The organism is Acinetobacter sp. P1(2025) (genome assembly GCF_051390655.1).
Taxonomy (GTDB): domain Bacteria; phylum Pseudomonadota; class Gammaproteobacteria; order Pseudomonadales; family Moraxellaceae; genus Acinetobacter; species Acinetobacter junii.
Map to the genome: position 1 here is coordinate 47,551 of NZ_JBPKBJ010000010.1, position 14,210 is coordinate 61,760.

Sequence of the window (14,210 nt, forward strand, 5' to 3'; positions counted from 1 at the left end):
TAATCAATGAGCATTTGGTTGATGTGCAAGCTCGATCTGATTCAAAATATGATGGCTCATATTCTTTGCCATTTCTTCTTTTGCGTAGAATACCTCACCAATATTTTCCTCACGGATAACAGCGGCTTCTTCCTTACTCTCGGCACAGATTAATACCTGTATCTCAGGATTTAGCTGTTTTGAGATATCGACAATTCGATGAATGTCGAGGATATCCATTGGTGAAATCACCAATAAACGTGCATGTTGAATATGCGCTTGGATCAATACATTTGGTTCAGTGGCTTCACCACTCACGGCTGCAATACCACTGGCACGTAACTTCTCAACAATCTCACGATTTTCTTCGGCAATAACGACTTTGATGTTCTGCTCAATCAGATTTTCACTGATACGACGTCCAACACCACCATAGCCAATGATCACCACCTGATCACGAAGATAGGATTGGTCAACTTCGTCAGGTAACATTGCTAATGGGTCACCACTACGCTCTAGTAGACGGGCTAAATGTGAGCGCTCACGAATCCAACGCTGCGCAGGTTCAATTGCAGAAAACACAAAAGAATTAAGTGTAATTGAAAATAATGCACCTGCAAGAATGAGGTTTTGCGCCTCAGGGGTGAGTAATCCTAGAGCTAAACCTAGCGTCGCTAAAATGAAAGAGAATTCTCCGATTTGTGCCAAACTTGCACCGACAGTCAATGCAGTATTGATTGGATAACGGAAGAATAAAACCAATGCCATGGCAGCTAATGTTTTACCGACCATGATGATTGCGACAACAGCCAAGATATGGAGTGGTTCTTCGACCAATATTCTTGGATCAAAGAGCATTCCAACGGAAACAAAAAATAAAATTGAAAAAATTTCACGTAGCGGAAGGGTTTCTTCTTCAGCACGATGGCTAAAGTCAGACTCTTTAACCACCATTCCTGCAAAGAACGCACCGAGTGCCATAGAAACGCCAAATACAGCATAAGAGCCATATGCAATTGAAACTGCAGCAGCAACTACCGTAAGCGTAAATAACTCACGAGAACCCAAACGAGCGACAAACTGCATGATCATCGGAACTAGTCGTTTGCCGATGATCAACATAAATGCAATAAAGCCTGTGACTTTTAGTAAAGTAATACCAATCGTGACCCAAATACTTTGAGATGGATCTGTGTTGGGTAATGCATGCCCGCCCAGTAAAACTGCAGTTGCAGGTAACAACACTAAAGCCAAGACCATGACAAGGTCTTCAACCAATAGCCAACCGACAGCAATTTTTCCATTAACAGAATCAAGTAAACCACGATCCCCTAGGGCTTTTAATAATACAACCGTACTGGCACAGGAAAGACTTAAACCAAAAATGAGTGCTGAGCCAAAACCCCAGCCCCAGAGCATTGAAACTCCCATACCTAAGAGGGTAGCGACAGCGATTTGAAGAATAGCCCCAGGTAAAGCAATACGTCGAACTTGTAATAGATCGTTAAGGGAGAAGTGCATTCCTACACCAAACATCAAAAACATAACACCTAGCTCTGCAAGCTGGTTGGCTAGATGAATGTCACCGACGATACCTGGTGTATTTGGGCTAATGATAATGCCCGCAATTAAATAACCGATCAAAGGAGGTAGGCGTAAACGTGCTGCGATATAGCCAAAAATAAGAGCCATACCAAAGCCAACAGCAAGTAATATAATTAAATCAACATCATGTGGCATCGAAGCTCCTTAATCGTTGCGGTTAAGGTCAAAATAAAATAAGCATAAAAAATGCCAAAGCAAGTAGCTTAAAATTTTAGCAATTAAAATCGAATTTGTTGATGATAATTTTTTTATTTATCAAAAAAAATTATGTAAATTGCTGTAACACTTTCTAAAGCCTAGCGCATTTATACAGTGAGAGAAAGAAATCTTAAAAGATAGGAAATTTAAAGTAAAAAAAACGACTTCATGAGAAGTCGTTTTTTTTAAAGAACTAAAATTATTTAATTTTAGCTTCTTTGAAAATTACGTGTTGACGGATTTTTGGATCAAATTTTTTGATTTCCATTTTTTCCGGCATAGTACGTTTGTTTTTAGTAGTGGTATAGAAATAACCTGTACCAGCTGTAGAAACGAGGCGAATCTTATCACGCATTGTTCAGACTCCTTAGATCTTTTGACCTTGAGCACGGAGATCAGCAACAACTTTCTCGATACCCAATTTATCAATAATACGCATACCTTTAGTGGTTAAACGAAGACGTACAAAACGCTTTTCGCTTTCTAACCAAAAACGGTGGTGGTGCAGGTTCGGCTCGAACCGGCGTTTGGTTTTGTTGTTTGCGTGCGATACGTTGTTACCAACGATAGGACGCTTGCCGGTAACTTGGCAAACCTTAGACATGGTGAACTCCATTGCTAGTTTATACAGCACCGTTTCGTGCAACTAGCCATTCAAGTAAACGGATGAAATCATTCAAGGGGCGTTTTATACCAAAAATACGATTAAAAGACAAGCGAATTTGGTAAAAACAGAGCATGATCTAGTGTGATAGATCATGCCTTGATCAGCTTAGCGGAATAGTGTTTTTAAAAGCACTTTATGCATCGCTTTATTATACGGTGGAAGGATGAACTTCAAGCTATAAAGTTTAGGGCTTACAGGATTCGACATGACTGAACGTTCATGAGAGAAGCTAAAGAAACCTTCTTTACCATGATATTTGCCCATACCTGATGCACCAACGCCACCAAATGGAAGATCATCTTGTGCAACGTGGGTCAGTGTTTGGTTAATACCAAAATGCCCAGAGTGCGTGCGACTTGCTACGTATTCAGCACGAGCATTATCAATATCAAAATAATAGAATGCCAATGGACGTGGATGGTTATTGATGAACTGAATCGCATCTTCAATATGTTCATATTCTAGAACAGGTAAGATTGGACCGAAGATTTCATTCTTCATGATTTGCATTTCAGTTGTTACACCAGTAACCAATGTTGGAGCAATCTTACGAACGTCAGTTAAAGATTCATTTTTCGTGTTCAACTCAACAATGGTTGCGCCTTGGTCACGTGCATCTTCTAAGTAGCTTTGCAGACGATTGTATTGCTTGTCATTGATAATAGAGGTGTAATCTTTATTATCACGAAGGGTTGGGTACATTGTGTTCACAAAGTCGTTATAGTGCTTTGTAAACTCTTCAGTCTTGCCCTTAGGTAAGAACATATAGTCTGGAGCAACACAAGTTTGACCCGCATTCCAAAGTTTACCAACAGCGATACGTTGAGCTACATCACGAATGTTCATTGCTGAATGAACGAGAGCTGGTGATTTACCGCCAAGTTCTAAAATCACAGGAACTAGATTTTCAGCTGCCGCTGCCATCACTGTTTTACCAACAGATGTAGAACCTGTGAAAATCATTTTATCAAATGGTAGATGGCTGAAAGCATCAGAAATAACACCGCCACCATTTACAACAGCAACTAACTCTTGTGGAAATGCCTCTGCTAAAGCATTTTCAAGAACATAACCAAAGTTTGATGATGCACTTGAGATTTTGATCATGGCATGGTTACCCGCTGCCAATGCACAAATCAAAGGACCAACTGAAAGCAATAACGGGTAGTTCCATGGCGCAATAACACCGATCACGCCCAATGGTTGATATTCTACCCAACCTTTTGCTGGTTGGTGTAACATGCTGATATGACGCTTAGATGGTTTCATCCATTCTGTTAAATTCTTGCTGTAATATTTGATGTGTTCCAAACATGTAAGAACTTCACCAATTTTGGTTTCCATTACCGCACGATTGCCATAATCTTGATTAATTGCGTTAGCAAATTGATCTTGATATTTTACCAAGATATTTTTAAGTCGAGCCAAACGTTCAATACGTTCTTTGGCACTTGGTACAGGATGGCGTTGGTAAGCTGCTTTTTGCTGATCAAGCAAATCATGTAGCCGTTTTACATCAACATGAGGTGTCATAGCGGTTGTTTTTGTTTGACTGTTCATAGGAGTGGACCAAAATAAAGCTTATTATTTTTTAATTTTTAGAGTAAATACTCTAAAGTGTCAAGTCGCTTTATGAGTTTGCTTTATAACCTATTGATAATGTTATAGATGGTTAAAAACGATGTCGCACGCTAAACCGAACAAAACTAAAGATAGAATTTTGCAAATCAGTTTGCAGTTGTTTAATGAGCGTGGAGAGCGTTCGGTTACAACCAACCATATTGCGGCTGAGCTGGGGATTAGCCCTGGCAACTTGTATTATCACTTTCGTAATAAACAAGAAATTATTAAAGAGTTGGCTCAGCAATATCAGGCTGAGACATTGGAAATGTTAGCCTTACCCGTTGATCGTCCACTCAATGCAAACGATAAAATTAGTTATTTTCAGGTGTTGAGCAACCAACTTTGGGCTTATCGCTTTATTCATCGTGATGTTTATCATCTTGTAGAAAATAATGAAGACTTTAGAAAAATCTACCCGCGATTTGCAGGGCAAGTGATGCAGCAAGGGCAAAAGATTTATCGTGCCTTTGTGGATGCTGGTTTGATGAAGATGACCGATTCTGAAATTGAGGCATTGATTATTAACTTGTGGATCGTTCTTACCAACTGGACTAACTTCTTGTACATGTCTGGGTATATTAGTGATAACACACACTTAGAAGAAAAGTGGGTTTGGCAAGCATTGAGACAGATGGTGTTTTTAGAAGGACCATATTTAATGGGTGAAAGTCGTCAAACTTATGAACAGTTGCTCCAGTCACTTGGTCCATCCGATTTGTTTGCAAGTTTATCCAACCTTAAAAATGACGATGAGTCGTGATCAGGTATTTAGTCAGACGCAAAAAAGAGCTAGAATGCTCGGCTTGATTTTAATTTGATTTGAATAAGTGATATTAACCACATGAACACGACCACTGCCAATACAGCACGTTTACTGATTACTTGTGAAGACAAGCCGGGAATCGTGCAAGCTGTATCGAGCTTTTTGTATCATCAGGGAGCAAACATTACCGCACTTGATCAATACGCGACAGAAGCTCAGGGCGGACGTTATTTTATGCGTGTTGAATTTGAACTTGATCATTTGCAATCTCGTAAAGAAGCCTTGATGCAAACCTTTGCTGCTAACGTTGCTGAACGTTATGAGATGCAGTGGAAACTGACTTTTGTAAATGAATTGAAGAAAGTTGGTATTTTGGTTTCAAAAGTTGATCATGCTTTATTAGAGCTTTTATGGCGTCATGCACGTGGATCATTGCCATGTGAAATTACTCAAGTCATTTCAAACCATCCTGATTTGCGTGATGCTGTTGAAAACTTTGGTATCCCATTTCACGTTGTGCCAGTGAATAAAGACAATAAAGTTGAAGCTTATGCACAGATCAATGACATGATGCAGGGCAACGATTTATTAATCTTAGCCCGTTATATGCAGATCTTAAGCGAAGATTTTGTTGCTCAATGGGAAATGAAGATCATCAATATTCACCATTCATTCTTACCTGCTTTCGTGGGCGCAAACCCATATAAACAAGCATATGAAAAAGGGGTGAAACTGATTGGAGCAACTGCGCATTATGTAACAGCTGATCTTGATCAGGGACCAATCATTGAGCAGGACGTTGAACGTGTAAGCCACGATTATAACGTCGAACAATTACGTGAGCTTGGTGAAGACGTTGAACGTAATGTGTTGGCCCGTGCGGTCAAATGGCATTTAGAAGATCGTATTATTGTTGATGGCAATAAAACTGTTGTTTTTCAATAAATAAATTAAAAAATAAAGCATGCATAAACGCGTGCTTTTTTTTATGTATTTATTGTAATGTTATAACATTGGTTTTTGTGGGTGATTTGTTGTGAGCTAATCGGCAGATTCACAAAAAAATAGTTGCAAATGAAAACACTTCTCATTTATTATTACGGCACTTTTATTGTTCTATCCGATGATTGAAATCGCTTTTTCGAAAGTATCATCATCTATTAGGTACTTAGATTCTTATGAGTCAATCTCCTGCTACATTCAACGCACCTTATTCGATGAAAAAGAAAGTCATCGCTGCTCTTGTTGCAGTTGTGATTGGACACGCTGGCGTTTTGTGGGCGGTGAGTCACATGAAAACGATTGAACTGCGACCAATTGAAAAAGAGCCTTTAAAAGTAAAGTTTGTTAAGATTAAAGAAGTCACACAGCCTGAATTACCTAAACCGAAAGAACAAACAAAACCTGAACCTAAAAAAGAGGTGAAAGAAGTCAAGGTTGTTGATAAACCTTTACCTCCACCGCCTAAAAAAGTTGAAAAAGTTCAGCAAGTCAAAACTGAAACACCAAAACAAGTGATTCAGAAAACAGAACCGAAAGTCGAACCTAAGATTGAAACGAAAGTTGTCAGTACTGTCGTAACAGAAAAAGTGGTTGAAAAGCCTCAACCTGTTCAAGAAGTTGTGAAACCACAACCTGCGGCTGACCCATCACCAAAACGTGTTTCAATTGGAGGTGCTGGTATTCAATGGAGCCGTTCGCCAAAAGTTTCATTTACCCCGAGAGATTTAGAAAATCAGACTCGTTTGATTACGGTGTATATTGAAGCTGATGAGAAAGGTCGAGTGACTACGGCACGTATTACCCGTAGTAGTGGCTTACCGAATTTAGATGAAAAAGCATTACGTGCAGTGCGAAATGCTAAATTTAAACCGTATATGGAAAATGGCGTTGCTTACCCGATTAAAACAGAGCAACCGTTTGAGTTTAATCCTTAATCAATTTGAGTCCTTGTGACAGATTAAATCAGGAGTTCGTATATGAACTTTTCAGTTTATTGGCAACATGCAGATGCAGTAAGTAAAACTCTGTATTTCATCCTTTTAGCAATGTCGATTGCAACGTGGACGATTTTTATTCTACGTTTAATGGGAACTCGCCAATTAAAACAACAGGCTTATGCTCAACTTGCTCAAGCTTTGACGTCGCTCAAATCTAAACTACAACTATTGACGTTTGAACAACGTAAAGCGGTTGCTGAGCAAGCATTGTTACGTCAAATTTCTGCTGAAAAGTCTCAAGCGGAAAAAGGCGTATCTGTATTGGGTACCATTGCTTCGATCGCACCATTCGTTGGTTTGTTTGGTACAGTCTGGGGAATCTTCCACGCGCTTGTTGCTGTCGGTAAGAGCGGTCAAGCAGGTTTAGCTCAAGTAGCAACACCAGTGGGTGAGGCATTGATTATGACGGGTCTTGGTCTTGCAGTTGCGATTCCTGCGGTACTTGCTTATAACATCTGTGTACGTTTCAATCGTGGTTTAGCACATGACTTACAAGATCAGGCACATAGTTTATTGATCGATACGATGTTGCAACAAGAAAGCACGACGAAAACCGAAGCTAAAGCGACTCAACAAAGTTTAGTTGGAGGTCAAGCTTAAAATGGGTTTCCAATTGGGTGAAGACCACGACAGTGGTATGAATGAGATGAATCTCATTCCTCTGATCGACATTATGTTGGTATTGATGATTATTTTCTTAGTCACAGCAACGGTTGCTAACCCATCAATTCCATTAAGCTTACCAAAAACCACGGCTGAAATTATTGATCCACCGCCGAAAGCCATAACCATTAGCATTAATCAAAATGGCGAAGTTGCTTGGGATGCTCAGATAATTAGTTTAGAAGAGCTAGAAAAGCGTTTCCAAGAAGCGGGACAGGCTGAACAAAAACCTACGGTTCAACTGCGTGCAGATAAAGAGTCGAAATATGATACGGTTGCTCAGGTGATGTCGCGTGCCAGTGAAGCAGGTTTGAGTGATATTGCCTTTGTCAGTGAAAATTAAAATGATTTAGGATTTAAAAAAGCAACTCATCGAGTTGCTTTTTTATGTCTATTCTGTTTTAAGAAGCTCAGTAAACTTACAGCGTAGTTTAGAGAGCTTTGGGGGAATACTAAAATTGCAGTAACCTTGTGAAGGATTACGCGCATAAAAATTTTGATGATAATCTTCTGCTGGGTAGAACGTTGGTACGGGGCTTAGCTCTGTAACAATATTTAAACCCTCACTGATTAGGTTTTCAATCATTTGCTGTGCTTGTGCTTTTTGATCATCATTAAAATAATAGATGACCGAGCGATATTGCGTACCAATATCATTCCCTTGACGATTTAATGTTGTTGGATCATGTGTGGCAAAGAATACATTTAATAAATCACTATAACTGATTTGCTGTTCATCAAAGTCAATTTGCACGACTTCAGCATGTTGAGTATCACCTTGGCATACTTGTTCATAACTTGGGTTTGCAATATGACCACCGGCGTAGCCACTAACGACTTTTTCAACACCTTTAAGTTGTAGAAAAACAGCTTCTACACACCAAAAACAACCACCGCCAAATAAAGCTTGTTGCATGTAACTCCCCAATTTTTATTTTAAGAATGCTACTAAAGTAAACGAACCCAAAAAAAAGTAAAGCCCTAAGAGTCAGTTAAGTCTGTACTTTTTATGGGGTGAATTAGATTTAATGGTGTATGTGTGCTGATGAGTTAAATTGAATCAGTACCTTTCCAGATTGATCGAGTAGTTGCAAAGTATTCGCCTTCAAACTGTAACGTTGTGTTTGCGATAAAGCATCTAAATATTGGCGTGAAACATCAGCATTATCGCCTATACAAGCCATTTTGGTTGACATGACAGGTCCAAGTTTTAATTGATTATTTTCAGTTTTAAATGAACCGCGAATTCGGTTGCAACCATCTGATCCACTAAAGCTTTGAGTTGAGCTTTCAAATTGAATATGTGGGCTACGAGGGTTATTACTTGAAGCAAGTTGTGTGCCTTGAATTTGTGTTGCAATCCAAGTGCTATGATCAAGCGTTTGAGCTGAGTTTAATTATGTTGTCGTAGCGCATGCGCTCACGATGGCTGTAGTTGCTAAACCTAGGCTGATGAGAAATGGTCTTAACATAATTTTATTTCCTTATTCATGTGAATATTTTATTTTAATTGCGAATTAAAAAAATGAAGAATGGCTGTGGATTTCGTGTCGGTATGTAATCTAATCTGCTGTTGGAATACCTAAACGGATTATTTTTGAGAAATTTTCACTACTTTGATCCATTTGTTGATCAAATTGCTCAGCACGATGATTAATATGTGCTAAACGATACCAATCTTTTAAGCTGTAATTTTGGTTGAGCACTTCGAGATCATATAAATAATTAGGTAAGTATCCAGAGGCAAGCAATCGGTAATCTTTAGGTAGTTGTTGGGGATTGATTGCTTGAGCCATATCAAATACCAGCGTAGTACAGTTACTGGTTAAAGTATTGTACCATTTTGCTTCTGCTCGTAATTCATCTGCCTTATGTAAATACTCTATAAATAATGCCTTACGTTGATCTGCGGGCATTTTGATTGGAAATAAATACACTTGCTCATGACGAACGTTACTGCGTGTATACACAATATCTTTTTCATCTGATGCAACTAGGCTAAGTTCATATTTTCGAAAAAAACCTCCAACAGCAGAGAATTCTTCGCCTTTTTCTTTTCGGATCTCAATTGAAAAGACCAGTGGTTTTTGATCTGAAAAATCAAAACTTACTAGGGTGTGTGCAATCTGTGGACCCATCCAGTAGGAAGTAATGACATTAACACCTGTGATTTTATTTAAATCTATTTTGCGATCTTCCCAGTGTATTTCATAGCTTCCATCTGTATGCCAGCTAAAGTTCCGAATATTATACAAATGGACAAGATCACCTTCTTTTTCATAGTAAAGCTGCTGTGCAACTTCAGGATCCCATTCGCGGTCTTGTTTCGCTTGAATGGAAAAATACCAGATCAATGAACAAGCAAATGCAAGGCAGTAAATAATGATATCTGTGCGACGGCTGAAAAGATGACCACTAACGTATACACCAATTAGACTTAAAGCAAAAATGGTCCAGACCACAATCACAATACGACTGAAGACTGAACCAAGAGGCTGTTGGATCCAAAGTGCAAGACATAACCACACGCTAGACAGGACCACAAATAAGGTGAAAAGACTATGGAGCAGACCTATTCCTAAAGCGAGAAAAAACTCACGTGATCCAATATTCTGCATAGTCCTGTGCGATCCATTATTTATTTTTGATAGGTCGCAAACTCAAACTTAACCAGCGATTTTTCATCTTGATGATGTTCTGAGTTTACTTTTTGGAAATCCTCAGAGATTTTCGGGTAATGTGCATCACCTTGTACATCTAAATCAACATGAGTCAATTCTAGACGATCAGCGATGTTGAGGGTTTGAGTGAAAATCTCTCCACCACCAATAATAAATAAAGACGCTTTTTCAGAATGTTGTACGTCTGTAAGTGCTTCATTCAAGGCATCTTCAATGCTATGAGCGATCTTTACACCTTCAAATTGCCATGATGGATCACGAGTAATCACCCAATTCACACGATTAGGTAGCGCGCGACCCATAGACTCTAAAGTTTTACGACCCATGATGACAACGCCACCTTGAGTAATCGCTTTGAAATGTTTTAGATCAGCAGAGATATGCCAAGGCAGTGCATTGCCTTTGCCGATACAGTTGTTCTTATCCATTGCGACAACGTGAACAACTTCGATACCTTGCCATGCCATTTTCTTGATCTCACTTATCGTTAAACTGCTACAGGTGCTTTAATTGCTGGATGTGATTCGTATCCTACGATTTCGATGTCTTCAAACTTAAAGTCGAAAATATCTTTGACATCAGGATTGAGCTTTAACTGACATAACGGTAACGGTTCACGAGTAAGTTGTAATTTGGCTTGCTCAAAGTGGTTTGCATATAAGTGTGTATCACCACCAGTCCAAACAAAGTCCCCAACATCTAAACCACAGACTTGTGCAATCATATGGGTGAGTAGGGCATAGCTAGCAATATTAAATGGCACACCTAAAAATACATCTGCACTACGTTGATAAAGTTGGCAGGAGAGTTTGTTATCATGTACAAAAAATTGGAACAGAGTATGACAAGGTGGTAAAGCAACCTTACCTGCCTCATTTGGATTCCAGCCCGAAACGATTAAGCGACGTGAATTCGGATTGGTTTTGATTTCATTGATGAGCCATTTAATTTGGTCAAAACCATTTTGTTGGTAACTACCATCTTCATTTTGAGTAGCACCAAAATTACGCCACTGATGCCCATATACAGGACCAAGCTCACCTTCAGGTCGACCGAAGCGAGCGGTTTGCTCAGCAGTTGCCCATTCATCCCAAATAGTGACTTTATTGTCTTTGAGATATTGAACGTTAGTATCACCTTTGAGGAACCAAAGAAGCTCAATTACAATTGAACGAAAGTGAACTTTCTTAGTGGTTAGTAATGGAAAACCTTTAGAAAGATCAAAACGCATTTGATGACCAAATACTGAACGTGTACCTGTACCTGTACGGTCACCCTTGTCACCGCCATTGTCTAGGATATGTTGTAAAAGGTCTAAATATGTACGCATAACGCTCTCTAAAATCGTTTGTGAACTTACATGTTAAAACAGCTTAATCTGCTCAACATCTTTGATAGGGAATGATACTTGATTATTCCTGCTTATAATATTTCTATTCTTTAAAAATACAAAGAGCGCTCTATAAGCGCTCTTTGTTTCTAGTCATCTTTATTCAGTAACAAAGGTTACTTTGCCATCAGCAAGGGATTTAACACGTGCTAAGGATTCCACGCGATAACCTTTTTCAAGTAATACATCTCGACCTGGCTGGAATGATTTTTCAATCACGATACCCACGCCTACAACTTCAGCATTTGCTTGATGAATAAGATCGATTAAACCTAATGCAGCTTGACCATTCGCCAAGAAGTCATCAATAACCAACGCTTTATCAGTTGAATTAAGATGCTTATTTGAAATAGCAATTGTGCTTTCAGTCTGCTTAGTGAATGAGAACACTTTAGAACGATAAAGATCATCTTTTAAAGTCAATGACTGGTATTTACGAGCAAAAATCACAGGAACACCAAGCTCTAAACCTGCCATAATCGCAGGTGCAATCCCAGATGCTTCAATGGTAATAATCTTAGTAATGCCTGCATCTTTAAAACGCGCAGCAAACTCTTTACCAATCTGTTGCATTAACACAGGATCGATTTGGTGATTTAAGAAAGCGTCAACTTTCAATACTTGATCAGATAGAACGATACCTTCATTTAAGATTTTCTGTTCTAAAGCGTACACGGGAGAATCCTCTAAACGGATGCTTTTTCAAGCAAAGGCATATTTTAAAAAGCATCCAAAAAATTGCAAGCTAAAATTGACCAGATGGTTAATTGGTTTTACCCGAATAGCCAGTCAATAATAGTCCATAGGATGATTTACCATCATTATGTGTCACTTTGACAGGAAGATAATCTAATTTTGGAGCTAACCAAAATACGGTATTGCGTTCAGGTTTGCTGTGTTGTAACACGACTTTGATCGTATTAAATGTTCCATAACTGGTTTTAATACTTTCAGTGCCTTGTTTAATAAAACGTCGCTCATCGACACCTTTCGCATCCGAAATATAATAACGTGGTTGCAAGGTATTGCCATTTTTTAAATCTTCACGAACTTGTAACTCAGCATTTAACTCGTCCAAAACACCAGCTTGCCAAGCAAAAGAACGTTTCTTGTCATCTTTTTGGGTGTTAATCACTTTAGCACTTGGATTGAAGTTAATATTCATCGTGTTGTTGTGCACTAAAATTTTACTGGTGCGACTGAACTTTTGTGAAGTGATTTTGTTATCTGAGAAAGCAAATTGACTGGTTTCAGATGCAGAAGCAATACCACCCGCTTTAGCAACAAATTTATATGTCCAGTTGTTGCCTTGCTGAGATAATGTACGTGTTGCTGAACCTAAATTCTTGTTGTTATAACTAAATTGATAGCTCGCTTGGAATGGCGCCATTGCATAGGCATGGCTAAAGAAGCTTGCACAAGCAAGTGTTGCAGAAGTTACCGTTGCAATACTCAAAAACTTAGTAAATTTGTTTGTCATAGCATTGTGTCCTTTGGATGAGCATTTGATGGGATCATCCAGATATCATTACGATTTGTTGTTATTATGCCTGTAGATTATGAAGAAAAGATCAGGTTTTTTACTAAGCGCTTGTTAATTTTTCGTATTAATCATGAAGTTGGGAATTTCTGTGGCAGAGTATAAATAACATGCTGCCACAGGGTGTTTAGAATTATCTTTTTGAGTCTTTTTGCTGGATTGGAGTAACTTCGCTAATATCTAAATCATCTTCCTCATCAAATTCATTGGATGGGGAGAGGATCGCTGTAAGATTCACATTTCCCCAAACAATTAATTCTGCAGGGCGGACACGTGCACGATTTACATGAACCTTACTCAGGGTCTCAATAATACTTGGCTTTTTACTAAACCAGCGATTTAAATCTAGATAAAGTAAATCATCTTTTACGGTCACGACTTCAAAGTGTTCTAAAATTTTCCCTAAAGGATCTTCCTCACGAAACTTTTGGTAATACCAAATCGCAAGATGAAAGCCCCATTTTTGGAAAATGTTTTTGAAACTCGCTTCAATCACTTGAGTGTTACTGATTTGCTCAAAAACCATAAGTTGAACATCTTTATTCATTTCCATTTGCAACAGCTTTAAATCAACAGAAAGGGTGGTATGTAGACCTTTGACGTCTATTGTCGAGTACAGTCTTAACCACCCATCATATAAATCAGCATGCAGGTCTTTAATGATTTCAACTTTTTCGGTGACATAACGCTCCATCGTCGCGTTCACAAATACTTGTGAAAGCGAAAACTCTCTTTCTTCTTCGATGAATTCTTCGGCTTTTTGGTAAACTTTACGTAGACGTTTAACAACAGATGAAATTAGCGTTTGCATAAAAGTTGTTCCAGAAAGTGAATTGTTTTAGATAGCAATGCCACGATCTTTGTAATAACTAAAAAATAAAAATAAATTTCTGACTTGCAGTGTAGCAAAATTAATTGCTACATTTTCATAAAATGATGGTATGGATACACTGTAACTATAAGTGGATCATATTTTTGTAAAATTTTGCTCTGTACACGACAAATTTCATAGAGCCCTTGTCCTATCAGGCTTTTTCTTTCTTAAAATTGCGAGCACTTTCTTAAATTCCTCTTTTTTCCCAAAACCAATCAAACGTAGAA

General features: G+C 38.6%; 16 protein-coding genes and 1 pseudogene. 5 read left to right on the forward strand and 12 right to left on the reverse strand.

What is annotated here, in order from left to right; genetic code table 11:
• Positions 1-3 precede the first annotated feature (3 nt).
• The 4 genes from ACSC97_RS04455 to ACSC97_RS04470 all read right to left on the reverse strand — a co-directional run bounded on the left by ACSC97_RS04455 (position 4) and on the right by ACSC97_RS04470 (position 4,009).
• Positions 4-1,719: a cation:proton antiporter gene (locus ACSC97_RS04455; RefSeq protein ID WP_004916503.1), complete on the reverse strand. Its 1,716-nt coding sequence runs from the start codon at positions 1,717-1,719 to the stop codon at positions 4-6.
• A 262-nt stretch (positions 1,720-1,981) separates the two neighbouring features.
• Positions 1,982-2,137, reverse strand: a complete 156-nt coding sequence (rpmG, locus tag ACSC97_RS04460) for a 50S ribosomal protein L33 (protein WP_003654787.1) — start codon at positions 2,135-2,137, stop codon at positions 1,982-1,984.
• A gap of 12 nt (positions 2,138-2,149) precedes the next feature.
• Positions 2,150-2,386, reverse strand: a complete 237-nt coding sequence (gene rpmB / locus ACSC97_RS04465) for a 50S ribosomal protein L28 (protein WP_004649871.1) — start codon at positions 2,384-2,386, stop codon at positions 2,150-2,152.
• 168 nt (positions 2,387-2,554) lie between these two features.
• A complete protein-coding gene (locus tag ACSC97_RS04470; protein ID WP_436659503.1) occupies positions 2,555-4,009 on the reverse strand; it encodes a coniferyl aldehyde dehydrogenase in 1,455 nt (484 codons plus the stop codon).
• Between the two features lie 121 nt (positions 4,010-4,130).
• On the opposite strand from ACSC97_RS04470, the gene ACSC97_RS04475 reads away from it, so the two are divergent.
• The 5 genes from ACSC97_RS04475 (at position 4,131) to ACSC97_RS04495 (ending at position 7,841) form a co-directional block, all read left to right on the forward strand.
• The gene (locus ACSC97_RS04475; RefSeq protein WP_129264075.1) at positions 4,131-4,832 is read left to right on the forward strand and encodes a TetR/AcrR family transcriptional regulator; all 702 of its coding nucleotides are present in this window, start codon (positions 4,131-4,133) and stop codon (positions 4,830-4,832) included.
• Between the two features lie 81 nt (positions 4,833-4,913).
• Positions 4,914-5,780 (forward strand): formyltetrahydrofolate deformylase, encoded by an 867-nt coding sequence (gene purU / locus ACSC97_RS04480; RefSeq protein ID WP_004916496.1) that lies wholly within the window; start codon positions 4,914-4,916, stop codon positions 5,778-5,780.
• A 233-nt stretch (positions 5,781-6,013) separates the two neighbouring features.
• Positions 6,014-6,772, forward strand: coding sequence for an energy transducer TonB (locus tag ACSC97_RS04485; protein WP_436659506.1), 759 nt, complete (start codon positions 6,014-6,016; stop codon positions 6,770-6,772).
• A gap of 42 nt (positions 6,773-6,814) precedes the next feature.
• Positions 6,815-7,435 (forward strand): MotA/TolQ/ExbB proton channel family protein, encoded by a 621-nt coding sequence (locus tag ACSC97_RS04490; protein WP_436659508.1) that lies wholly within the window; start codon positions 6,815-6,817, stop codon positions 7,433-7,435.
• Position 7,436: 1 nt separating this feature from the next.
• Positions 7,437-7,841, forward strand: coding sequence for an ExbD/TolR family protein (locus ACSC97_RS04495; RefSeq protein ID WP_004916491.1), 405 nt, complete (start codon positions 7,437-7,439; stop codon positions 7,839-7,841).
• A gap of 48 nt (positions 7,842-7,889) precedes the next feature.
• Here the strand turns inward: ACSC97_RS04495 and msrA are convergent, their stop codons facing one another.
• The 8 genes and pseudogenes from msrA to ACSC97_RS04535 all read right to left on the reverse strand — a co-directional run bounded on the left by msrA (position 7,890) and on the right by ACSC97_RS04535 (position 13,920).
• Positions 7,890-8,414, reverse strand: coding sequence for a peptide-methionine (S)-S-oxide reductase MsrA (msrA, locus tag ACSC97_RS04500; protein ID WP_004916488.1), 525 nt, complete (start codon positions 8,412-8,414; stop codon positions 7,890-7,892).
• A 109-nt stretch (positions 8,415-8,523) separates the two neighbouring features.
• A pseudogene (locus ACSC97_RS04505) lies at positions 8,524-8,871 on the reverse strand (META domain-containing protein); the annotation flags it as partial.
• Positions 8,872-9,060: 189 nt separating this feature from the next.
• Positions 9,061-10,116 (reverse strand): Lnb N-terminal periplasmic domain-containing protein, encoded by a 1,056-nt coding sequence (locus ACSC97_RS04510; RefSeq protein ID WP_270900408.1) that lies wholly within the window; start codon positions 10,114-10,116, stop codon positions 9,061-9,063.
• A 20-nt stretch (positions 10,117-10,136) separates the two neighbouring features.
• Positions 10,137-10,646, reverse strand: a complete 510-nt coding sequence (locus ACSC97_RS04515; RefSeq protein WP_436659511.1) for a dihydrofolate reductase — start codon at positions 10,644-10,646, stop codon at positions 10,137-10,139.
• A gap of 20 nt (positions 10,647-10,666) precedes the next feature.
• Positions 10,667-11,509: a thymidylate synthase gene (thyA, locus tag ACSC97_RS04520; RefSeq protein WP_436659513.1), complete on the reverse strand. Its 843-nt coding sequence runs from the start codon at positions 11,507-11,509 to the stop codon at positions 10,667-10,669.
• A 159-nt stretch (positions 11,510-11,668) separates the two neighbouring features.
• Positions 11,669-12,244 carry a xanthine phosphoribosyltransferase gene (locus ACSC97_RS04525; protein WP_004916475.1) on the reverse strand — a complete coding sequence of 192 codons (576 nt, stop codon included), beginning with the start codon at positions 12,242-12,244 and terminating at the stop codon, positions 11,669-11,671.
• An 88-nt stretch (positions 12,245-12,332) separates the two neighbouring features.
• The gene (locus ACSC97_RS04530) at positions 12,333-13,049 is read right to left on the reverse strand and encodes a DUF3108 domain-containing protein (RefSeq protein WP_004916473.1); all 717 of its coding nucleotides are present in this window, start codon (positions 13,047-13,049) and stop codon (positions 12,333-12,335) included.
• 193 nt (positions 13,050-13,242) lie between these two features.
• Positions 13,243-13,920, reverse strand: coding sequence for a hypothetical protein (locus tag ACSC97_RS04535; RefSeq protein WP_004957788.1), 678 nt, complete (start codon positions 13,918-13,920; stop codon positions 13,243-13,245).
• Positions 13,921-14,210: the final 290 nt, after the last annotated feature.